The sequence below is a fragment of the Curtobacterium subtropicum genome, from assembly GCF_030362975.1.
Taxonomy (GTDB): domain Bacteria; phylum Actinomycetota; class Actinomycetes; order Actinomycetales; family Microbacteriaceae; genus Curtobacterium; species Curtobacterium subtropicum.
On sequence record NZ_JAUCMM010000006.1, the window covers coordinates 1 to 21,553 of the forward strand.

General features: G+C 69.1%; 20 protein-coding genes, 1 tRNA gene and 2 pseudogenes. 12 read left to right on the forward strand and 11 right to left on the reverse strand.

What is annotated here, in order from left to right:
* A pseudogene (locus QUG98_RS09690) lies at window positions 1-125 on the forward strand (IS481 family transposase); the annotation flags it as partial.
* 18 nt (window positions 126-143) lie between these two features.
* On the opposite strand, the gene QUG98_RS09695 reads toward QUG98_RS09690, so the two are convergent.
* The 5 genes from QUG98_RS09695 to QUG98_RS09715 all read right to left on the reverse strand — a co-directional run bounded on the left by QUG98_RS09695 (window position 144) and on the right by QUG98_RS09715 (window position 5,699).
* Window positions 144-764, reverse strand: a complete 621-nt coding sequence (locus tag QUG98_RS09695) for a response regulator transcription factor (RefSeq protein WP_289470335.1) — start codon at window positions 762-764, stop codon at window positions 144-146.
* Window positions 761-1,789 carry a sensor histidine kinase gene (locus QUG98_RS09700; RefSeq protein ID WP_289470336.1) on the reverse strand — a complete coding sequence of 343 codons (1,029 nt, stop codon included), beginning with the start codon at window positions 1,787-1,789 and terminating at the stop codon, window positions 761-763. The genes QUG98_RS09695 and QUG98_RS09700 overlap by 4 nt, the downstream gene beginning before the upstream one ends.
* Before the next feature lie 216 nt (window positions 1,790-2,005).
* Window positions 2,006-2,079 (reverse strand) — tRNA-Pro (locus QUG98_RS09705).
* A 105-nt stretch (window positions 2,080-2,184) separates the two neighbouring features.
* The gene (locus tag QUG98_RS09710; protein ID WP_289470337.1) at window positions 2,185-3,141 is read right to left on the reverse strand and encodes a metallophosphoesterase; all 957 of its coding nucleotides are present in this window, start codon (window positions 3,139-3,141) and stop codon (window positions 2,185-2,187) included.
* Window positions 3,138-5,699, reverse strand: coding sequence for a transglycosylase domain-containing protein (locus QUG98_RS09715; RefSeq protein ID WP_289470338.1), 2,562 nt, complete (start codon window positions 5,697-5,699; stop codon window positions 3,138-3,140). The genes QUG98_RS09710 and QUG98_RS09715 overlap by 4 nt, the downstream gene beginning before the upstream one ends.
* Window positions 5,700-5,749: 50 nt before the next feature.
* On the opposite strand from QUG98_RS09715, the gene sp36 reads away from it, so the two are divergent.
* Window positions 5,750-5,908, forward strand: a complete 159-nt coding sequence (gene sp36, locus QUG98_RS09720) for a Sp36 family protein (protein ID WP_111227112.1) — start codon at window positions 5,750-5,752, stop codon at window positions 5,906-5,908.
* Complete coding sequence (locus tag QUG98_RS09725; RefSeq protein WP_289470339.1) at window positions 5,905-6,366, forward strand: RidA family protein; 462 nt, start codon at window positions 5,905-5,907, stop codon at window positions 6,364-6,366. The genes sp36 and QUG98_RS09725 overlap by 4 nt, the downstream gene beginning before the upstream one ends.
* Before the next feature lie 74 nt (window positions 6,367-6,440).
* Here the strand turns inward: QUG98_RS09725 and acs are convergent, their stop codons facing one another.
* Window positions 6,441-8,393 (reverse strand): acetate--CoA ligase, encoded by a 1,953-nt coding sequence (gene acs, locus QUG98_RS09730; protein ID WP_289470340.1) that lies wholly within the window; start codon window positions 8,391-8,393, stop codon window positions 6,441-6,443.
* A gap of 552 nt (window positions 8,394-8,945) precedes the next feature.
* Here acs and QUG98_RS09735 point away from each other — a divergent pair.
* The gene (locus QUG98_RS09735; RefSeq protein WP_289470342.1) at window positions 8,946-9,284 is read left to right on the forward strand and encodes a hypothetical protein; all 339 of its coding nucleotides are present in this window, start codon (window positions 8,946-8,948) and stop codon (window positions 9,282-9,284) included.
* A 54-nt stretch (window positions 9,285-9,338) separates the two neighbouring features.
* Here the strand turns inward: QUG98_RS09735 and QUG98_RS09740 are convergent, their stop codons facing one another.
* Together QUG98_RS09740 and QUG98_RS09745 are read right to left on the reverse strand one after the other, a co-directional pair.
* Window positions 9,339-10,397, reverse strand: a complete 1,059-nt coding sequence (locus tag QUG98_RS09740) for a hypothetical protein (RefSeq protein ID WP_289470343.1) — start codon at window positions 10,395-10,397, stop codon at window positions 9,339-9,341.
* A complete protein-coding gene (locus QUG98_RS09745; RefSeq protein WP_289470344.1) occupies window positions 10,394-10,846 on the reverse strand; it encodes a hypothetical protein in 453 nt (150 codons plus the stop codon). The genes QUG98_RS09740 and QUG98_RS09745 overlap by 4 nt, the downstream gene beginning before the upstream one ends.
* A gap of 577 nt (window positions 10,847-11,423) precedes the next feature.
* On the opposite strand from QUG98_RS09745, the gene QUG98_RS09750 reads away from it, so the two are divergent.
* Both QUG98_RS09750 and QUG98_RS09755 read left to right on the forward strand, forming a co-directional pair.
* Window positions 11,424-11,612 (forward strand): hypothetical protein, encoded by a 189-nt coding sequence (locus QUG98_RS09750; protein ID WP_289470345.1) that lies wholly within the window; start codon window positions 11,424-11,426, stop codon window positions 11,610-11,612.
* 54 nt (window positions 11,613-11,666) lie between these two features.
* The gene (locus tag QUG98_RS09755) at window positions 11,667-12,923 is read left to right on the forward strand and encodes a hypothetical protein (protein WP_289470346.1); all 1,257 of its coding nucleotides are present in this window, start codon (window positions 11,667-11,669) and stop codon (window positions 12,921-12,923) included.
* A 94-nt stretch (window positions 12,924-13,017) separates the two neighbouring features.
* On the opposite strand, the gene QUG98_RS09760 is transcribed toward QUG98_RS09755, so the two are convergent.
* On the reverse strand, window positions 13,018-14,316 hold the full coding sequence (locus QUG98_RS09760) for an AAA family ATPase (protein WP_289470347.1): 1,299 nt from the start codon (window positions 14,314-14,316) through the stop codon (window positions 13,018-13,020).
* A gap of 441 nt (window positions 14,317-14,757) precedes the next feature.
* A complete protein-coding gene (locus tag QUG98_RS09765; RefSeq protein ID WP_289470348.1) occupies window positions 14,758-15,018 on the reverse strand; it encodes a MerR family transcriptional regulator in 261 nt (86 codons plus the stop codon).
* 463 nt (window positions 15,019-15,481) lie between these two features.
* Between QUG98_RS09765 and QUG98_RS09770 the strand changes: the two genes are divergently transcribed.
* Window positions 15,482-16,237: a DUF5343 domain-containing protein gene (locus QUG98_RS09770; protein WP_289470349.1), complete on the forward strand. Its 756-nt coding sequence runs from the start codon at window positions 15,482-15,484 to the stop codon at window positions 16,235-16,237.
* Between the two features lie 163 nt (window positions 16,238-16,400).
* The gene (locus QUG98_RS09775; protein WP_289470350.1) at window positions 16,401-17,282 is read left to right on the forward strand and encodes a DUF8370 family protein; all 882 of its coding nucleotides are present in this window, start codon (window positions 16,401-16,403) and stop codon (window positions 17,280-17,282) included.
* Window positions 17,283-17,330: 48 nt separating this feature from the next.
* Here the strand turns inward: QUG98_RS09775 and QUG98_RS09780 are convergent, their stop codons facing one another.
* The gene (locus tag QUG98_RS09780) at window positions 17,331-18,818 is read right to left on the reverse strand and encodes a recombinase family protein (protein WP_289470351.1); all 1,488 of its coding nucleotides are present in this window, start codon (window positions 18,816-18,818) and stop codon (window positions 17,331-17,333) included.
* 35 nt (window positions 18,819-18,853) lie between these two features.
* Here QUG98_RS09780 and QUG98_RS09785 point away from each other — a divergent pair.
* From QUG98_RS09785 to QUG98_RS09800, 4 genes and pseudogenes are all read left to right on the forward strand, one after another.
* Window positions 18,854-19,582 (forward strand): annotated as a pseudogene (locus tag QUG98_RS09785) (TadA family conjugal transfer-associated ATPase); the annotation flags it as partial.
* 29 nt (window positions 19,583-19,611) lie between these two features.
* A complete protein-coding gene (locus QUG98_RS09790; RefSeq protein WP_289470352.1) occupies window positions 19,612-20,442 on the forward strand; it encodes a type II secretion system F family protein in 831 nt (276 codons plus the stop codon).
* An 82-nt stretch (window positions 20,443-20,524) separates the two neighbouring features.
* A complete protein-coding gene (locus QUG98_RS09795) occupies window positions 20,525-20,812 on the forward strand; it encodes a DUF4244 domain-containing protein (RefSeq protein ID WP_289470353.1) in 288 nt (95 codons plus the stop codon).
* Window positions 20,809-21,150 (forward strand): hypothetical protein, encoded by a 342-nt coding sequence (locus QUG98_RS09800; protein WP_289470354.1) that lies wholly within the window; start codon window positions 20,809-20,811, stop codon window positions 21,148-21,150. The genes QUG98_RS09795 and QUG98_RS09800 overlap by 4 nt, the downstream gene beginning before the upstream one ends.
* Window positions 21,151-21,553: the final 403 nt, after the last annotated feature.

Here is a 21,553-nt window from a genome sequence, read left to right on the forward strand (position 1 = left end):
CAGAGACCGAACGCCGACAAGCGCTCCCGGGCTGGCTCCACTTCTACAATCACCACAGGACTCACTCCGCCATCGGAGCACCACCCATCAGCAGACTCAACAACCTGCCTGAACATCACAGCTAGCGGGGGTGCCCGCTGCGGTCAGGCGAGCAGGCCGAGGCGCTTCGCGGCGGTGATCGCAGCGACGCGTGTGCCGACGTCGAGCTTGCGGTAGACGTTGTAGACGTGCCGTTTGACCGTGCCGACGGCCAGCCCGAGCTCGGCGGCGATCTCGGCGTTCGACCGTGCGGCGGCGACGAGCTGGAGCACCTCGAGCTCGCGGTCGCTGAGCGGCGACCCGGCACGCGCGTCGGTGACGAGGTCGACCGGGAAGGTCACCGGCGACGCACCCGCGCGGGCCGCGCGCACGATCCGGTCGACGAGTTCGCGGCTCGGGACGTCCTTCGTCACGAAGTCCACCGCGCCGGCGTCGAGCAGGGCACGGCGGAGGACCGCGTCGCGGTGCATCGTCAGCACCACCACGCTGATGTGCGGGTGCGTCCGGCGGACGGTCGCGATGGTCGTCCGCGCCGGCGGCCCGTCGAGCTCGACGTCGAGCAGGAGCACGTCGATCGCCGCCGCTTCGGGGGAGTCGAGCACATCGGACGGACGCTCCCCGTGCGCGACCACGCGGATCGTCGGCACGGCGGACAGGATCGTCGCGAGCCCCTCACGGAAGAGCCGGTGGTCGTCGACCAGCGCGACGTGCGTGACGGCGGTCACAGGGCGCCCCTCGGGACGGACAGGCGGACGGTGGTGCCCGCGCCGGGCGCACTCTCGACGTCGAGGCGGGCGCCGAGCACACCCGCGCGCTCCCGCATGGTCCGCTGACCGAGCCGGCCCTCCGGGACGGCGCCCGGCGTGAAACCGGGTCCGTCGTCCCGCACCGTCACGACGACCGTCGCCGGGGACCAGGCGAACTCCACCGTCGCCGCGGACCCGGGTGCGTGCTTCCGTCGGTTGGTGAGCGCTTCGAGCAGGATCGTCAACGCCTCCTCGGCCTTCCAGTTCGGCAGCGTGCCGGCGACCCCCGTCGTCGTGATCGCGAGTCGGTCGTCCCCGGGGAACAGGTCGTCGACGTGGCGGCGGAGGGCGTCGTCGAGCCGGTCGTCACCGACCCGGGCGTGCAGGGACAGGGCGAGGTCCTGCACGTCGGTCAACGCCCCGCGCAGCAGCCGCGCGGCGGCCTCGAGCTGCGCGGTCCGCTCGCCGTCGGCGGGGTCGGTCAGCAGGACCAGGTCGAGCCGCTGCAGACCGGCGAGGACCCCGTGCGCGACGCGGTCGTGCAGGTCCCTGGCGATCTGCTCGCGCGAGTCGAGGTTGGTCGTGGTCACGCGCTGCCGCAGCGCCTCGGTGTACGCGATCGCCCCGGCGGGGAAACGACTCCAGACGCCGGCGTGCAGCGCGCGCGAGGCGCGCAGGACCTCGGCGGTGGTGCGGGCGTCGACCTCGTCCACGAAGACCGGCAGGTAGGCGTCGAACAGCATCTCGGCCGCGAGCATGGCACCGGCCGGGTGCTGGGCGTGCTCGGCGTGCAGTGCGCCGGTCGCGAGGTGCGCTGGGTCCAGGTAGCGGTCGCTCACGATGCTCGCCGTGCCCCCGCCGGACGCGTAGCGCTCGTGGGCCTCGCTGATCATGGACGTCACGTTGTCGAGGAGGCTCTCCGCGAGGACCGGGTCGTCGGCGAGTTCGGGGAAGCGGGCGCCGATCTCCGCGAGGACGGCGGCGAGTGGAGCGGGGATCGTCATGACGGTTGCGAGCGTAGCGGGGGAGTCGGCCTCGACGAGCGCTCCCGTCGGCCGCTGTGTCCGAAGGCACAGGGACCAGGCGGTCCGTGCCTGCGACCGGCTCGTGGACCCGACCGGCTCGTGGACCCGACCGGGAACCGGCTCTGCCTGCATGAAGCAGCAAGGCCCTGATCCGACTGGATCAGGGCCTTGCTGTTCTACTGTCTCAACACAGTGTCGGGGTGACAGGATTTGAACCTGCGACCTCCTCGTCCCGAACGAGGCGCGCTACCAAGCTGCGCCACACCCCGCGGTGTGGTTGCTCCGAACCGGAGCGACCAGGAAAGTCTACCGGACGTTCGAGGGTGCTCACGACCATCTGCGGAACACCCGGGCGCGTCGTGGCGCTGGTCCGCTCAGGAGGTCTTCGCGGTGAGGGTCACGACGACGGCCTCGGGGCGGCAGGAGAACCGCACGGGCGCGTAGATCGACGTGCCGATGCCCGCCGAGACCTCGAGCCACGACCAGTGCCCGCGGTGCTGCCACCTGTGCAGCCCGCTCACGTACTGGCGCGGCAGGTCCGAGTTCGTCACGAGCGCGCCGACCCCCGGGACCTGCACCTGACCACCGTGGGTGTGCCCGGCGAAGACGATGTCGGCACCCTGGTCGACGAAGGCGTCGAGGACGCGACGGTACGGGGCGTGCGTGATGCCGATCGCGACGGGGGAGGGGCCGTCCTCGTCCTCGGTCCACGGCACGGCGCTGCGCATCTCGTCGACGTTCGTGGGCAGCAGGTCGAGGCGGTCCCAGTCGCGGTGCGCATCCGACGTGCCGAAGAGCTCGAACCGGGATCCCCGGAGTTCGATCGCGTGCGCCTGGTCGTTGACGTCGAGCCACCCGAGGGACTCGAAGAACGCCGTCTGCCGGTCGACGTCGAGCTCGACCGGACGCCGCCCGGTGTGGTGGCTGCTCGGACCGGTGAAGTACTTGAACGGGTTGCGTGGTGCGGGGCCGTAGAAGTCGTTCGACCCGTGTGCGAACGCCCCCGGGACACCGCGGAACGGCTCGAGCGCGTACTCGACCGCTGCGTTGGCGGTCGGGTGCCCGAGGTTGTCGCCGGTGTTCACGACGAAGTCCGGTTCGACCAGGCTGAGGTCACGCAGCCACTGCTGCTTGTCGGCCTGCCAGGGGGCCATGTGGATGTCTGAGAGGTGCAGGACGGTCACGTCCCGCGAGCCCTCCGGCAGCACCGGCACGGTCTCCCAGCGGATGCCGAAGCGGCGACGCTCGACGAGGGAACCCCACGCCGCCGTCGCCGCTCCGACGGCCGCGCCCGCTGCGATCACTCCCAGCGCGGCGCGACCGCGGCTCACCTGCAGTCCTTCGGGGCGTTGCCGTCCTTGTCGCCGAACAGCTGCACCGTGACGGTCGCGTCCTTGCCGACCGCGGTGCCCTCACCGGGGTCGACCGAGGCGACCGTGCACTGGTTGCCGCCGTCGCCCTTGGCGAAGGCGCCGGCCAGCGCGACGTTCGTGATCCCCGCTCCCTGCAGGGCGCTGCGGGCGTCACCGACGCTCTTGCCCGTGATCTGCGGGATCGTCGTCTGGCTGCCGTCGGTCGTGTACACCGTCACGCTCGACCCGGTCGACAGGAGTGAACCGGCCGCCGGGGACGTCGACGACACGGTGCCGGGGGTGCCGCCACCGGCCTGCGCGCCGCCGTCGACGTAGGTGAAGCCGGCACCGGCGAGGGTGGCGCGCGCGTCGTCGGCGGTCTTGCCGCTGACATCGGGCACGGCGACGCTGTTCCCGCGCAGGGCGGTCTGCGACGGCGTCGGGAACGGATCGGCCGGGTGCAGCTGGTTGATCGGGATCATCGCCTGCTGCCAGACGTGTGCACGCTGCATCGCGTAGGTGCCGTAGCCCGCGCCGCTGCTGTACTTCCGCAGGCTGGTCTTCGCGCCGTCGGTGTTGCCCTGCCAGTAGGCGGTCGCGACCGTCGAGCTCGCACCGACGAGCCAGATCTGCTCGGCGTTGTCCGTCGTGCCCGTCTTGGCGAACAGCTGCGTGCCGTCCGGGGTCTGCGCGCCGACGGCGGTACCGGACTGGATGGTGCCGCGCAGTGCGAAGGCAGCGGTCGCGGCGACGCTCGGGTCGAGGACCTGCTTGCACTGCTTGGGCTGGCCGCCGAGCTGCTTGCCGGCCGCGTCGGTGATCTGGTCGATCGCGATCGGGGAGCAGTACGTGCCGTTGTTCGCGATCGTCGCGTAGGCCGAGGCCATCGTGAGCGGCGCGATGTTGTTCGTGCCGAGGATCGACGACGGGTACGCGTTCAGCTCCGTCTTCTCGTCGGCGGAGTGCACGCCGAGGTCCTGGGCGGTCTGGCGGATGTCGCAGAGGTCGAGCTTCGCGGCCATCGACGCGAACGCGGCGTTCACGGAGAGCGCCGTCGCCCGGGCGACGGTGAACTGCCCGTTCTCACCCGCGGAGTCGTTCTTGGGCGCCCACGGCGACGTGATCGTCGAGCCGCACTGGGTCCACCGCGACGTGTTGTGCGGGGTGCCGTTGACGCTCTCGTTCAGACCGTGTCCGGCCTTCAGCCAGTCGAGCAGGGTGAACACCTTGTACGTCGAGCCGACCTGGAAGCCGATGGAGCCGCCGTACTCCTTGTCGACGCTGTAGTTGATGGACGTCGCGGTCGGGGGCGACTGCAGGGACTGGTCGTAGTCCTTGTTCTGCGCCATGGTGAGGATGCGCCCGGTCGAGGCCTCGACCGAGTTGAGCGCGCTGCCGAGCTGCAGGCGGGACTCGGTGTTCGGGTCGTACTTGGTCAGCAGGGCCTTCTGCTGCGCGGTCAGGTCGATGTCGAGCGTCGTCTGGATCTTGTACCCACCGTTGCGCCACGCCTGGTCACGCTCCTTCTGGGTGCCGCCGAGCTGCGACATCTTCTTGACGACCTTCACCGCGTAGTCGCAGAAGAACTGCGCGCCGTTGCCGGCCGCCGACTGGCAGCCCTGGCTGGGTTCGGTCAGGTGCACGTAGTCCGCGGGGTTCGACGCGATCGCCTGGTCGAACTCCTCCTTCGTCAGGTGCTTCTGCGCGTACATCGACTTGAGGATGACGTCACGGCGGGCCTTGTTCGCCTCGTAGTTCTCCGGCTTCGCCAGGTTGCGCGTGTTCGGCGACTGCACGATCGCCAGGATCGACGCGGCCTCGGCCGGGGTGAGGTCGGTGGCCGACTTGTTGAAGTAGTGCTGCGCAGCGGCCTGCACGCCGTACGTCTGGTCGCCGAAGTAGGCGATGTTCAGGTACCCGGTGAGGATCTCCTTGTGCGAGTACTTCTTCGCCAGGCCGATGGCGAGCTTCATCTCCTCGAGCTTGCGGGGGATGGTCTGCTCGACGGCGTCGTTGTACGCCTTCTCGCGCTCTTCCTCGGTCGGGAGCTCGAGGGCCTGCTGCATCTTGATGTTGCGCACGAGCTGCATCGTCAGGGTCGACCCACCGCCGGACTCACCGAGCCCGCCCGCGATGCTGCCGACGCCCGCACGGACGAGCGAGGTCATGTCGACGCCACCGTGGTCCCAGAAGCGCTTGTCCTCGCCGTCGATCGCGGCGTTCTTCAGCTGGTCGCTGATCTGGTCGTACTGGAGTTCCTCGCGGTTCTGGTCGTAGACCGTCGCGAGCTTGATCGGCTGCCCGTTGCTGTACGCGTAGATCTCGTTGCGCTGCGGGAGGTCACCGATCTCGATGTACTCCGGCAGGGACTCGAACACGCCGATGGTCGAGGTCGTCGTGACACCGGCGACGGCGATCGCCGGGGTGACCCCGATCGTCACCAGCAGGCCGGCGAGCGCGCTGAAGCCGACGAAACCGACGAAGGCGCCGATCGCGGAGACGGGCTTGGTCCGCGGGGCAGACTTCTGGGCAGACATAGGATGCAGCCTAAACGACGCCCACGACTGAAAGGCTGGCAAGGAACCGCATGACTCGCTGGGAGTACTTCACCACGCCGCTGATGATCCACAACACCGCCGCCATCCTCAACGCCCACGGGGACGAGGGGTGGGAGCTGGTCCAGGTCGTCACCGGTCCCGAGGGCGGGCTCGTCGCCTACCTGAAGCGCCCGAAGGCCGACGCGTGACCGTCGCCGACCGGCTCGCCGAGCTCGGGCTGACCATCCCCGCGGTCGCCGCCCCCGTCGCCGCCTACGTGCCCGCCGTCGTCACCGGGCAGTACGTGTACACGGCCGGGCAGCTGCCCTTCGTCGACGGTGCGCTGCCGGTCACGGGCAAGGTCGGGGCCGGGGTCGACGCCGAGACCGCCACCGCCGAGGCGCGCGTCGCCGCGCTGAACGCCCTCGCGGCCGTGCAGTCCGTGGCCGGTTCCCTCGACCGCGTCGCCCGGGTCGTCAAGGTGACGGTGTTCGTCGCCTCGGACCCGTCCTTCACCGGCCAGCCGGCCGTCGCCAACGGGGCGTCGACCCTGGTCGGCGAGGTCTTCGGGGAAGCCGGGGTCCACGCGCGCAGCGCGGTGGGCGTAGCCGTGCTGCCGATGGACGCGCCGGTCGAGGTCGAGCTGGTGGTGGAGCTGACCGACTGACGGACCGTCAGCGACGCACGTGACGCGAGCCGCGCCTCCCGACCGGACGGGAGGCGCGGCTCGCGTCGTTCCTGCTACATGAGGTCAGCGATGGTCGCCATGATCGTCGGGTCGGCCAGTGTGGTCGTGTCACCGATGCGACGGCCCTCGGCCGCGTCGCGGAGCAGACGGCGCATGATCTTGCCCGAGCGCGTCTTCGGCAGCTCCGGCACGACGACGACCTGCCGTGGCTTCGCGATCGCGCCGATGCGGACGCCGACCCAGTCGCGGAGCTCCTTCGAGACCGACGCGCGGTCGACGCCCTCGGCCGCCTCGGCGGTGAGGATGACGAACGCGACGACCGCCTGACCGGTCGTCTCGTCGGCGGCGCCGACGACGGCCGCTTCGGCAACGCCCTCGTGCCCGACCAGGGCGGACTCGATCTCCGCGGTGGAGAGCCGGTGGCCGGAGACGTTCATGACGTCGTCGACGCGGCCCTGCACCCAGATGTCGCCCTGCCCGTCGAGCCGCGCGCCGTCACCGGCGAAGTAGCGGCCGGGGAAGCGGCTCCAGTACGTCTCGACGAACCGCTCGGGGTCGTTCCAGATGCCGCGGGCCATCGACGGCCACGGCTCCGTGATCGTCAGGTAGCCGCTCTCGCCGGGGTCGGCGCGGTGGCCCTCCTCGTCGACGATCTCGGCGACGATGCCCGGCAGCGGGGTCTGCGCGGCGCCGGGCTTGAGCCTGGTGACCCCGGGCAGTGCCGAGATCATGATCGCGCCGGTCTCGGTCTGCCACCAGGTGTCGACGATCGGCGTCCGGTCGTGGCCGATGACCTGCCGGTACCACTGCCACGCCTCGGGGTTGATCGGCTCGCCGACGCTGCCGAGCAGGCGGAGGCTCTCGAGGCTCCGCGCCTCCGGGATCTGCCGTCCGGCCTTCATCGCCGCGCGGACGGCGGTCGGCGCGGTGTAGAGGACGGTGACGCCGTAGCGGTCGACGATGTCCCACCAGCGGCCGGGCTTCGGCTCGTCGGGGGTGCCCTCGTAGAGCACCTGGGTCACCCCGTTGGCGAGCGGGCCGTAGACGACGTACGAGTGCCCGGTGATCCACCCGATGTCGGCGGTGCACCAGTAGACGTCCTTCTCCGGGTGCATGTCGAACACGTTCCGGTGCGTGTAGGCGGCCTGCGTCAGGTACCCGCCGGACGTGTGCACGATGCCCTTCGGCTTCCCGGTCGTGCCCGAGGTGTACAGGATGAACAGGGGGGTCTCGGCGGGGAACGCCTGCGCCTCGTGCTCGGGTGCCGCCTTCGCCAGTTCGTCGTGCCACCACAGGTCGCGGTCGTTCCAGGCGATGTCGTTGCCGCCGCGCTTGACGACGAGCACGTGCTCGACGGTGTCCGTCCCCTCGCCGGTCAGGGCCTCGTCGACGGCGGGCTTGAGCGGCGAGACCGCTCCGCGTCGCCACCCGCCGTCCGCGGTGACGACGAGCTTCGCGCCGGCGTCCTCGATCCGGGCGCGGAGGCTCTCGGCGCTGAAGCCGCCGAACACGACCGAGTGCACGGCGCCGATGCGGGCGACGGCGAGCATCGTGACGACGGCCTCGGGGACGAGGGGCATGTAGACGACGACGCGGTCGCCCTGCCCCACCCCGAGGTCGGTGAGCATGTTCGCGGCACGCTGCACCTCGGCGGTGAGTTCCGCGTACGTGATCCGGCGGGTGTCACCCGGGGCGCCCTCGAAGTGGAGCGCGACCCGATCGCCGTTGCCCGCACGGACGTGCCGGTCGAGGCAGTTCTCGGCGACGTTGAGCTCACCGTCGTCGAACCACTTCGCGAACGGCGCCCCCGACCAGTCGAGCGTCCTGGTGAAGGGCGTGCGCCAGTCGAGCAGCGACCGGGCCTGGTCCGCCCAGAACGCCTCGCGGTCGGCGGTGGCGGCCTCGTGCAGGTCCTCGTGCGCGACGGCGTCCGCGACGAAGTCCGCCGGGGGAGCGAACGTCGGGCCGTCCTCGTGGCGTTCGTCGGCCTGTGTCGGTGTGGACATCGGTGTCCTCTCGCATCGTTGCGGCTGGGGTGCAGTCGGAGACTACCCCCGGAGGGCAGCGCGACGAGGCGGTGCTGCGGGGCCGCGTTGCAGATTCCGGCCAGGGGTTGCCGAGCAGGGGTCGTCATGGGGTACAGTGGTTCCTGCCGGATTCGTTTCCGGTGGCACCGGGCCGGATTCCCCCCAATCCACCGATGTCAAGGCGGCACCAGTTCCCCCCAACAGGTGCCGCCTCTTCTTTTTGTCCGACGCCTGTCGTGCAGTGCCCTCGCGACCGAGGCGTCGATCCGCATCCTGGTGCCGAAGAGTGGACAGAGCTGTCCATGCCCTCGTTGCAGGTCCGTGCCGGGCACGACCTGCCCGGTGAGCGCGGTCGAGGTCGATCGTCCGCACCGTCCCGGCTGCTTCCCCGAGGTCGAGACCGGAGACCGAACGGGGTACGGCTTTGCGTGACGGGGTACAACACAGTGCGTCCGAGGGTTGTGCAGCACGGTGTCCACAGGACATACCGATCCCTGCGCCGCGCGCTGTCCTCGGACCTAGCGTCGACGCATGCACCGCCACCGCGCCGACACCACCCGGGACGACCACGACGCCGCTGGGACGGTGGGCTCCGGTGGGCACGTCGGGTCGCCGTTCCTGCCCGGGGCCGAGCGCGCCCGGCGGCGCAGGACGTTCGACCCGGTGGTGTTCGAGGAACTCGCGGCACTCGTCTCCGACGCTGCCACGACCGACGTGCTCGTCGTCGGCGGTCAGGGCACCTGGGTCGACCGGGGACGGGGACTCGAACGCGCGCGGCCGGAACTCCCGGAGCGACGCGCCCGAGCGCTCGCCGCCGAGCTGGTCGCGCTCGGCGGGCGGCACGTGGACGAGTCGAAACCAACTTTTTGACAGATTTCTGACCTGGGAGTTTCACTTTTTCGCCTGGCGGAGAGGTGCTCCTGCCTAGCGAGCTCCGATCGCGCTCCGCAGCCCTTCGGCAAGCTCCCCTAGACCGGATACGTGCGCCCAGGGTGTCACGTTCGGAGGAGTGCCGGCAGGCAGGGCGCACCAGGCGCGGAGGTGGCTCACCTGCACCGTCGTTCGGCCGAACTCTGCGACTTTGTCCTCGGCAAGCTCCGGGGGAGTGATCTCGAGGAACGCGAAGAGCGCCTTCTCCATCCCGGTCGGTCCGATCCCCGGACCTACGGACGCGACAGCACGGGCGCACGTCGGGCAGAGGTAGCCGTAGATGTCGTGGGGGAGACGCTGGCCGCCCAGTAGCCCAGGGTCAGCCCCGCGAAGCGGCCCCCAGACGAACGACGCCTGGTTTCGCATCGCAGTGGCCGTCCCAACTCCACAGAGCAGGCAGCCGCGAAGCGCGGTGCGGAACTCGTTCCCCTCGGGCGGCGGGACCATCCGCGGGCCGTCCGTGAGGTCAGCCAACATCTCGCCGTAGGCGTCTCGGAACCGGTCGACGAGTTCTTCGGAGAGGTGCCGCCATCGGATCCGAGTGGGCTGTGTCGCGTCGTGCCGGATGACCGGCGTCACCAGCGACGACCACCGAGCCGCGCCTCCGAGGGGACGGAAGTGTGCCATCGCGACTCTGACGCTCTTCTGCCCTCCCTTCACGATCGATCGCCAGTCCATGCCGACCACGTCGGGCACGAGCAGCATGGCCTCGAAGGCGAGCGTCGCGTACCAGCGGTCACCGAGCGAGCGCGAGAGCGACGGGTACTCGTCCACCAGGTTGGCCGCCGCCCTGTTACGTGCTCGGCATCGCGAGCACTGCGACAGCTGGATCTCGAACGGCAGGATCTCCTCAGTACGGATCACGGGTTCGGATGAGCGGACAGGAAGCACTCGCTCCCGCTCCGTCGCCGTCACGGTCTCGATGGGTCCCTCTCCGGCGGCGACGAGCACGCCGCAGTCCCGGCATGGCAGTCCCGGCTCGGTGTCAGGGCTGGTCGTGCTGCCGGTGGTCAGGAATCGCTTCCACTCGTCCGGCGTGAGGCTCGGGCTCATCGGCGCTTCCGATCGATCGTCGGGCGCTGCCTCCGGCTGTCTCGTACGCGCTGAGCGAGAGCGTCGGCGCGGCGCTGGATTGCCAAGCCAGCGGCGGCGTCCGGCTTCTTGACCCGCTGCGTCGGTGCCACTTCAAACCGGGTGGGCTCGATGATCGATCCGAAAGCGTCGGGGTGCTCGGGCTTTCCGTGGCCGTGCGAATGCTTCCCGCAGTTGCACGCGAAGGTCTGCGACACGTTGCCACGCTCCTCCACACGGATCCCGTAGCGGTACCGCTTCGGAGCGGGGGCTATCGCATCGACGACGGCAAAGGTTCGCTCCCGCGCTCGCCGATTGTGCTCCCGCTCCACGTCGACCTCTCGGCTCTGCTCGGTGTCCTTCTCGGCTCGCTGCGCGGCCATCACGTCTGCGTGGGTGATCTGAACGAACCGAGGCTGCTGGGGGATCATCGGGCGCTCCGAACGGGGTGGCGGTTGGGGTGGCGGCGGTCCGGCTCGGTCCTCGTCTCGGGCAGCGCGAGAGGCGGGATCGGAACCCCGCGCGGCACCTGTGGCGGGACCGACAGGGCCAGGCCCTTCTCGTAGCGGTACCGGCAGAAGCCGTTGATGCTGGGCAAGCAGTACACGCCCGGTGCGGCAGCGCACTGCGGGCACGGAAGCGACAACGCCTTCTCGATCCGCTGTCGACCGCGGGCGAGGCTGCCTTGCGTCCTCAGCGCATCCTGATGGGCGAGCGCATCGCGAGCGGACTCGGTCTTGGTAGGGGGCATGGATCGGCCTTCGATCTCAGGCCCGGCCCTACTGCCAGCGGCGTCCTTTGGCGTCGGAGAGGTCCCGGCGCTCGATACACACCGTACTACTGTTGCAGGCACGGTTTCGACCTATAGTAGTCAGTGATTGGCGACGTTCGCTCTGGGTGCCCGACTACATGCGGAACGCGGCCGCGAGCACTGTGCAACTGGGAACGACCACGGTGCTCGGGTCGGGCTCCCTGACCGAGCGTCGACTTTCCGACGAAGGAGCAGCCATGAGCGAGCAGCAGAAGACCACCCAGGCGATGACGGCACGCACCCAGACGTTCTCGTACAAGCCGTCTCAGACGACGGAGGCGGCGCGATCCCTCGCTGAGGTGGACCGCATCAGGGATCCCGAGAGGCGCTACGAGGCATTCGCTCGTCACATGGCGCAGTTCCCGCCGACAATCGCGTCCTACTGAGACTCGCGGTGCAGTAGCGACTGGTGTGTCTGACGTTCTCGGTACAGTCAAGCCATGCCCGACGCTCCCCATCCGCGCATCCTTTTCGAGGCAGTGCCGGACGATTTGTACCGGGAGCTCGAAGTGCTCGCCGGAACAGCCTTCCGCATCACCGCCAGCACTCTTCCTTGGGAGATTCACGATTCCGATTGGGACTTGCTCGTCTCGTTCGCGGACGTTCCGTATCGTGGAAGGGCCATCCACAGCCTGACCTTCGGTGCGCTCGGGTTTCGAGCGTTCAGACAGAACGGCGTCGAGCGGAGAACGGATCGGGAGGTCCCGTCGTTTGCCCGCGAGACGAGGGTTCCCGAGGGGATCGAGGGCGAGCAGCGTCGTTTGCTGGAACGTTCGGTCGTGGCGAATGATCCAGGGCCGGGGATCAGGAAGGGGCTTCGCAACCTTCCGCCACGCTTCACCAAGCTAGTCACCGCCGGTGAGGAACACGTTGCCTGGGCAGCCCTCTTTCACTACTCGACCGACCTTATGTGGGCTTTGCCCGCAGAGACGACGCACCACGTTGAGTGGCTGGCGCTCGTCCTGCGCCTTCTGCACGATGTGGAACCCGGCCGTTTCCCGTCGGAGCCGGACTGGCGATCGCGGGACGATTGGGCGACGCCGGAGGTACTCTCCACACGTGCAGAAGTGCGCGCTCTCCGCATCGAGAAAGAGCGGGTGATCGCCGACTTTGACCAACGAGACGCGGGCTACCTGGCCAAACTCGAGGTTCAACAAGCAGATGCGGCGTCGGGCGCGCTGAGACTGCTGACCGGCCAGGGTGAAGACCTGGTTGCCGCCGTGGCGATTGCGCTCGAAAGCTTCGGTTTCGACGTGGCTGACATGGATGACCACCACGACGAGAAGACTGGAGCGAAGCTAGAAGATCTACGCGTGAGCTTCGCTACCGACGTCGGCGTGATGTGGACCGCGCTCGTGGAAGTGAAGGGATACGGCAAGGGCGCGAAGGTCAACGACGTGGGCCAAGTGGTGGCTCGACCGGCCCTCGTCTTCTTCAAGGAAACGGGTCAGGAGCCGGAGGGGCTTTGGCATATCGCTAACTCCTTCCGAGAGCAAGACCCTTCGACCCGTCCGAAGGCTCTGGCAGGGTCAGCCGATCTCACGGTCCTCGCAGCGAGCGGCGGTTGCTTCATCGACACCCGCGACCTGTTTCGTGCCTGGCGCGACGTGACGCAGGGCATTGCGACGGCGGCTGTGGTCCGAGCGAGTCTCGTCGCGGCGAAGGAGCGCTGGGAGTGGCCCGGGGCGTCTGCCTGACGTGTCCGGTGTCCCGTGTCCCTAGTGGGGGAGTGTCCTAGGACACTCACCCCCCCACTAGGACACGGGACACGGGACACTGGACACAGTGAGATCAGCGGTGATCGGACAGGAACCAGCGAGAGCCCCTGCCTTCGGTGATGGAAAAGATCAGGCCTGCCTCCACGAGCCGATCCCGCGCTTCACGCCGCAGTGCGCCCTCGCGTCCGTAGCCGGTCACCTCGGTTCCTGTCAGGCCCGTTCTTCCTGCCTCCGCCAGACGTGCGAGTACGTCTTGGTCCATCGCTTGGTTCTCGTCGCTGGTTGCGGTCGGGTTTCCGCTGGCACCGCTCGAGGTCGTCCGGTCGGCGGCCTTGGTTTCTCGCGGCACGAGTCGCATCATCCCGTCATCACCCATCGTCATGCGGTGATTGAGCACGACCGGGTCGCCCATCCGTGGCGCCGTGTAGAACTCTCGGCCTGTGGAGGCAAAGACAGGGAACGAGGATGCGCCGAAGTACCAGATTCCGTCCCACTCGCCCATCGATTCGACGCCATTCATCGGTGTCGGTGCCCGGCCGGCGCCGACAGCCGACATAGGCGAGTGCAGAACCCCAAGGCCGTTCGGGATGCCAGCCTCTTGCAGTAGGCGTCGGAAGCCGGACGTCCACACTCCGTAGCCACTGGTGTTCGAGCCCAGCATTGCCGTGACCCCGTCCGCAATAACAGTCAGCGGCGGCTGGCGCCGAGCAGCGAAACTGATCAGCCGTTCCTCCCAAAGCCGCCTCTTGGCTTTATCGGTGAGGTCGAACGAGACGGCCCCTCCGTTCCTCGGTAGATGCTCCACGATGAGGACTCCCTGTTGCTCCCACTCGACTACTGCGGGGTCGTGGTAGCAAGGCACACCATCTCGATAGCCGAAGGCCAGACCGGCGCGCAGCAGTTCCTCGTGCACCGCGCTCGGGTGGGTTTCTGAGTTGATGAGCCACACGTCTCTACCGCGTTCCTCGGCTGTGACTTCGGCGGGCTCGAAGACGCCGAGAAACTCTCTGCTGCGGATGATGAGGGCCGCGCACAGTTGGCAGACGAACGTCGTCTTACCGACACCCTTCGGTCCAGAGAGCGCCGGGATTCGGCCATGGTTCAAGAGCCCGGCGATGTAGGGCCGTGTGGGCGGTTCCTGGGTTGGATCGAAGATCGGCAGCGCCTTCTTGGAGCCGGTGACGCGTTCTCGCCACTCATCCTCGCGGTTCTTCGGCACGAGCTCGTCGCCCAGACGAAGTGGACCACGGAAGAGGGCTTCCTCCACCGATTGCGACTGCAGCGGAGTGAAGTTGTCCCGCCAGTCCGGTCCCCACGCCTCGGACGGGATCTCGGTCCAGCCGGACAGTCTCAACGCTGGGTACTCGTGCACCCAAATCGATGCTTGCTTGCGTGGGCTCATCCGTCTAACCGCTTTCTCAGGTCCCTCAGTGCAGCGCGCGCTTCGTCCTGGATGGCCTTCGATTGCTCAGGGCTGACGAGCGATTGCGGCCTCGGTTCTCGAACAGACTGCAAGCGTCGTGACCAGGACGTAGAGCGGCATTGCACGGAGCAGAACTTGCCGCCCTTGACCCAGGGGCGGAACCGGCGTCCGCACTCATCACAGTTCTTCGGGGCGCCCTTGCGGGATGGGCTGTTCGGGCTCTTGATCGGCGGCTGGCTGTCGCTCATCGGGTACCTCCCGAGGGGGCACCGAGCGTGAGCAGCGTGGCGATGCGCGCGACCTGGGCGTCGGTGAGAGGCGGGAGAGCGCGCGCACGAGCGCGGGCGGCTTCCCGCCGGTCCCGAGCGTCGAGCTCTGCGGCGAGGCCGGTCACTTCGCGTCCTCCGTGACAGCCTCGCGGACGATCGGCAGCGGAACGATCTTCGCGTCGGCTCCGTAGCGCGAGCGGCGTCCGTCGCGCATGTGCGGGTTGTCTGGCAGCACGTGCTCGACCTCGTCGAGGTCGACGAAGATCGAGCCGCTGCCGTCGGCATAGCCGTGGATGAAGCCTTTGCCGATCCAGTTGGCGATCGTCCTGGGGTGGACGTTGAAGTGCTTGGCCGCTGAGGCCTCTGTCACGTACTGGGACATGGTGGATGCGTTCCTAGAGCTGGAATCAACATCCGTTCTGTCCACTGGGCGGCCAAGGTGGTGCCAGCAGAGTCCACGCTCCCGAGCCACTGAACGGATGACCTAGCTCTCGGGGGAGGAGCGAAGCGAGCCGAGTGGGCCGTCTTTCGCTAGTTCCATTTTCCCACGCAATCCGCGTGCAGCCAAGCGGAAGTTCGACGTTTCTCGACCCGCTCAGCGCCGATCTGGCCGGATTTACGGTCGTTCCCCTACCCGGAGTTCGGATCGGCGCTGATCGACTCGCCAAACGTCGAATTTCCGCGTGCCTGCTCAGCTGCCCCGATGGAACCGAGGGCTCATCACGTACAGTAGGTCGAAAGTCGTGTACCGAACGTGTGTTCGAATAAACGTGCGAACCGTAGACATGCTGTACCGAAGGCGTTTCATCCTGTACACTCGGTACAGGCTTCGAAGGGAGGCAACAGTGATCGAACGAGGTGGGATCGCGCCGTACGCGCCGGCGTCCGCGGTCATGGCAGTGATCGATGCGAAGCGCCGTAACCCTGCCCTGGGTGGCTTCAGCGCGCAGGAGCTCGCGACCCTTGACATCCGCGAGAGCCTTGTGCCCCGCACGATGCAGGCGCTCAAGTTGCTCGAGCTCTTGGACGATGAAGACCGTACGACCGAGGTGTTCGACGAGTTGGTCTCCTCGTCCCGTCCGGACTTCTCGTCCAGGCTTGGGGCGCTGCTTCGGCGTGTCTACGCGCCGGTCTTCGAAGTCGTCGATCCCGTACTTGCGTCACAGGACGATCTTCTCGATGTCTTCCGCCAGTTCAGGCCTCCCAGCCAGCGGCCCCGCATGGTCACGCTGTTCATCCATCTCTTGCGAGTGGCCCGGATGAGCCCTTCCGAGGAGGCCCGGTCTGCAGTGCGCGAGTACGTCCTGCGTCCCGACGGGGCGGTCGAGACAACCTCGTCGCCGAAAGAGATGACCTACGCCAGTGACACTGACGTCGCTCGACGTCGTGCGCGGCAGGCGTGGGGGACCGCCGTTGCCAGTCCGCAATCCGGCGGACTTTCACGGCATCGCCTGAAGCTCGCATCTGGAGGCTCCGTCGACATTGGTCTCAACGTCGACCTCTTCAGTCTCTCGAAGGAAGACCGCGACTTCGTGATGGATCTGGTTGACCGCGTCACGAACTACAAGCCGAAGCGCATCGAGGGTGACCCAATGCACTAGGCGAAAGACTTCTGGTCCGCCGACGCTGCAACGACGGAGGACCAGGAACCGGCACGAGGGCACGGTTGGTGACTGATGAGTCTCCAGCAGTGTAGCGAATCATGATTGCGGCGCAACCGGCGTCTCACGCTTCCCCTCGGGCCACCGAACAGGAAGCGAGATCGTGAATCTCCTCAGCAACTACTACGGGATCAAGGGGCCGCTGCCCTTCATCGACGTCGACCTCGACGACGACAACCGGCTCTACGTGGACCCGCACGTCATCCGGCTCCTGGGTTCGCCGCTGCCGTTCGCGACGAACGCAGTGAACTGCCTGGACACCTTCTTCGACGCCGTCACGAATCGGATCATCCTCGGGACGCGGGCGGCGCTCGCGGAAGGTGAGGAACTCCTGCAGAAGTTCTCCGAGCCGCGGGAGACGCGCCTCGGGATGGCGAAGGTGGGGTTCCACGGGCACGGCGGTGCCGACAAGGTCGGCACGGACATCTGGAACGCGCTCCTCGGAGACGTCCGGGTGCTCATCACGGTGGGTGTCTTCAAGCAGATCGAACACATCCCCCTCTTCGTCGAAGGTGTCGACAACGACATCACGTCGGACCTCACGACGCGGATCATCTACGGCCCGCTGGCTGACTTCACGTCCGACATGATCGCGAAGTACCCGCAGTTCCGTTCGGTCGGGGAGGGCGTCCAGACGTTCACCCGGCAGGTCTGGGACCCGGCTACGTCGATGTGGGACACCGCCAACGTGGAGCTGCCCGTCGTCAACGGCGAACCCCTCCTGCTCGTTCCGAGTGGATGGGCACGTGAGCGCATCCTGATGCGCGCGCGTCGGTTCTGGAGCACCATCGTCTTGTCCTACGCCCAGTTCGAGACGATGGTGTACGCCAACGGGAAGCCGGTCAAGACGCCGAAGAAGGTCCTGAAGAAGCAGAAGGGCCTCGAACCGGGTCGCGACACCAACATCCGTGTCACGAACCGGGCTCTGAAGTCTCAGCAGGACCTCGTGGACGCATTCACCGCGTTCGTCGACGGCAAGTTCTAGTCAGGGTCAGTCAGCAGGGCGTCTCGAGTCTCGACGGCGCCCTGCTGGCTAGCTTGCACGAGTGATTTGAAGCCGTTCCGCGCTCCACTTTGACCCGCGCGAGAGAGCGGGTAGCACCTCGACGCGAAGCGTCGAGGCGAGAACAGCCCGCTGAACGTCGATCGGGGCGTCGAGGAACGCCTGGCCGGGGTCTGGGGCGCGGAGCACGGATGACGACGCTGACCGGCTCAGGCCCTTCGCGAGCCTCGCGTCCACCTTGGCGAGCTCCGCCTCGACCGTTGCCGTCGCCTTTGCGAGCTGCGGCCCGGTGATGTTTCCGAGCGCGTAGTCCGACTCAAACGCTTCGAGCCTCGCGGCCAGTGCCGAGCGCTGCTCGCGGTCGGCGGCAAGGTCGGGCGTTCCCGGGCTCATCGCGGCGACGATTCGAGGGTCACGCACGAGTTCGGCGATCATGCCGCGCACGTACTCGTCCGTCTGCTTCTGGCCGATCGTGAGGTGTGCTGACTCGCTGCACCGGTACAGGTAGCGACGTTGGTACTGCCGTGCATAGGTGCCTCCATGCGGTGTCGCACGCAGCGTGGCACCACAGGGGCGCTCTTGCCCGCTCTCGTCGACGATCGGCACCCCGCACCGGTAGATGCCTGACCCGAGCCACTTCGTCTCGTTAGAGGGCGTCGTGCGGCGCGAAGGGTCTGTCACGAGTGCCACAAGCGCGCGCCACTCGTCCTCGGAGACGATTGCGGGCCAAGAGGCGGGTCCCAGCACCTGGAACTCGTACGACTGCCCGGTCTTGCCGGGGAGACCTCGTGCCAGCAGGCCGGCGTTCCGAGGACGGATCAGCATGTCCCGCAGTGCGCCGTACTTCCACGTGGCGGAGCGTCCAGAAGTCTGAACGCCGCGCTCGTTGAGTTCACGTGTCAGCGCGGCAAGGGTTCGTCCTGCGAGCACGCCCTTCGTGGCGTCCCGGATGATCTGGGCCTCGGACTCCCGGACGGTCACCCCGTCCTTCTCGAAGCCGAACGGTCGGATGCCACCGCGGTACTTGCCGCTTGCGGCTGCTTGCTGCTTGGCGCGCTGAACTCGCTCCCGGCTGTGGTCGACCTCGTGCTGAGCCGCGGCCCCGAGCATGCGCGCCACCATGCGTCCCGCAGGGGTAGCGAGGTCGTACGAGCCCGCCTGAACGGTCTGGATCTCGAGGCTGTGCGCTTCGGCCACGGTGATGAACTCCTCGAGTTCTGCAGCCCGGCGGTGGAGCCGGTCGGGGTGCCAGGCGACGATGCCTCGGACCTTCCCAGTCCTCACCGCTTCCAGCATCGCGCGATACTCCGGGCGCACCTTGCGACGGTCGTAGGCGCTTATGTCGTTGTCCACGAAGACCGCCACCACGTCCCATCCGAGGCGTTCTGCGAGAGCCCTGCAGTCTGCCTCCTGGCGGTCCACGCCGAGTCCTGCTCCGGCCTTGTCTCGGCTGATCCGGGCGTAGATTGCGGCCGGGAGCGCTTCGTCTGCGCTCCCGACCGGCTGCGGCTTGTCCATAGTGTCAATTTTACGGTTTCGACGAGGCGACGCCGTGCGCGGACGTGCGGCTCGGCGACGGGGTCCGCGTGCACGTCGTCCTCGCGCCGGTGTCGGTCGGCGGCACTGCGCTGTCCGTCCGGCTGCCACGACCGGAGCGCCCGACGCTCGCCGGCCTCGAGCGACTCGGCACGTTCCGCTCCGTGCGCCGTGCCGTGCTCGAGGACGCGGTCGCCCGACGTCGCAACGTGCTCGTGACGGGGGCGACCGGCAGCGGGAAGACGACCGTGCTCGCGGCGATGCTCGGCGCGGTGCCCCACGACGAGCGGATCGTCACGGTCGAGGACACCGCGGAACTCCGGATCGAACACCCGCACGTCGTCGGACTCGAGGCGCGACAGGCCTCCGCCGAGGCGACCGGGGCGATCGGCCTCGACCGCCTCGTGCGTGAGGCCCTGCGGATGCGACCGGACCGCCTGGTGGTGGGAGAGTGTCGCGGCGCCGAGGTCCGCGAGCTCCTCGGAGCACTGAACACCGGGCACGACGGCGGGGCCGGCACGCTGCACGCCAACGGACTCGCCGATGTCGGAGCCCGGCTCGAGGCACTCGGCGCGCTGGCGGGGCTGGGGCCGCAGGCGCTCGCCAGACAGGTCGTCAGCGCCGTCGACCTCGTCGTGCACCTCGAGCGGCGGTCGTCGTGGCGCGGTGTCGCAGCGGTCGGGACCTGCGTGCTCGGACGGGACGGGCGGCTCGAGGTCCTGCCCGCCGACACAGCGGAGTCGTGACTCGACGCCGAGCGCCGACGAGCAGGACCGTGCCGGACGCGGCCGGAGCGGCACGGGTCCTCGACCGCGTGGCGGTGCTCGTCGCCGCCGGGGTGCCGCCGCCGCGGGCCTGGGGGCTGGTGGGCGGCGTGCCCAGGGTGGACGATCCCGCCTGGCACGACGTCCTCGTGGTCCTCCGCGTCGCAGAACGGACCGGGGCCCCCTCGGCCGGCGCGCTCCGAGCGCTCGCCGCGGCCATGCGGCGGAGCGCCGCGGCCGACCGCGCGGTCCGGGTCGCCCTCGCCGGGCCGCGCACGAGCGCGCGGGTGGTCCTGGCGCTGCCCCTCCTCGGGCTCGGCCTGGGATCGGTGTGGGGTGCCGGCGCGCTCCAGGTGCTCCTCGCCCGGCCGGTCGGGTGGGCGTGCTGTGCGACGGCCGCCCTGCTGGTGCTCGTCGGCCGGCGCTGGAGTCACCGGATGATCGCCGTCGCCACACCCGACGGGCACGTCCCGGGGATCCTGCTCGACGCCTGGGCGGTGGCCCTGGGCTCCGGTGGGTCGTGGCGGTCGGCAGAGCGGGCCGTGCAGGAGACGCTCCAGGAGCTCGACCACCGGGCGACCGCGGACGACGCGGCCCGGATCCGGCTGGACGAGGTCCTCGCCCTGAGCCGACGTGCGGGCGTGCCTGCCGCGGCGCTGCTCCGCGCCGCCGCCGAAGACCTCCGGGACGACGCAGCGGCGGCCGGGCTCGCGGCTGCGGAACGCCTGGCGGTCCGGCTCGTGCTGCCGCTGGGCGTGTGCGTCCTGCCGGCGTTCGTCCTGGTCGGGGTCGTGCCGGTCGTGGCCGGGGTCCTCTCCTCCACCGCGGGTGGTCTCCGCTGAACCGTCCACAGTCCGTCCGCTCCGGCGCCGCCGAGCGCTCCCGGTACCCGACGGTGGATGCACCACAGAGGAAGGGGAACCCATGACCGACACGACCCCACGGACGCCGACGGCGACGCCGGCGGACACGACACCCCGGGACCCACGAGGCAGCACGCGCCGCCCCGTCGGGGAACCGCTCGGTACGCACCGACCGCGGTCACGGCGTCTCCGGGACCGGCTCCGCGACGACCGCGGTTCGGCGACCGCCGAGTACGCCGTCGTCATCCTGGCCGCGGTCGCCTTCGCCGGCGTGCTCGTCGCCGTCATGCGATCGGGTGAGGTGCAGCAGATCCTGACCGACCTCGTCCGCGGAGCGCTGGTCCCGTGACCGCACGGCGAGCACCGGTCGACGAACGCGGCAGCGTCACCGTCGAGTTCGCCGTCGCACTCCCGCTCGTCGCCCTCGTCCTGGTGTCACTGGTCGCAGGGGTGGTGCTGGTCGACCGCGTCGGACGACTCCAGGCGGTCGCCGGAGCGGCGTCGCGAGCTCTCGGACGCGACGACGAGTCCGCCGCGGACGCAGCGCTCGCAGCCGCGGCCGGTGCGACCTCGCGCGTGCGGCACGAGGACGGCCTGGTGTGCGTGGAGGTGCACGGCGCGTCGACCGGTCCGTTCGCACTCGTGCCGCTCCACGCGACCGGCTGCGCGGCGGAAGGGGGACGCTGATGCGGTCGGACGGCCTCTCGGGTGACGACCTCCCGGGTGGGCGGTTGGGGGAACGATCCCCGGCGGACCGGGGTTCCGCGACCGTCGCCCTGGTCGCCGTGCTGGCGCTGGCCCTGCTCGTCGGGACCGCGGCGCTCGCCGGTGCCCGGACCCGGGTGCTCCTCGAACGGACGCACGCCGCCGCCGACGCCGCCGCCCTCGCCGCCGCTGCCGCACTCGTGCACCGCGTCCCCGGACCGCCCTGCGCCGTCGCCGCTCGCGTCGCCACGGCGAACGGGGCGGCACTGGACGCGTGCGCCACGGCCGCCGCCACCGCCCGGGTCCGGACGGTGGCGGGCTCCGGCGGGTCCGCCGCGGACGCCGTCGCCGTCGCGGGTCCCGCGTGCGGCCTGCCCGAACTGTG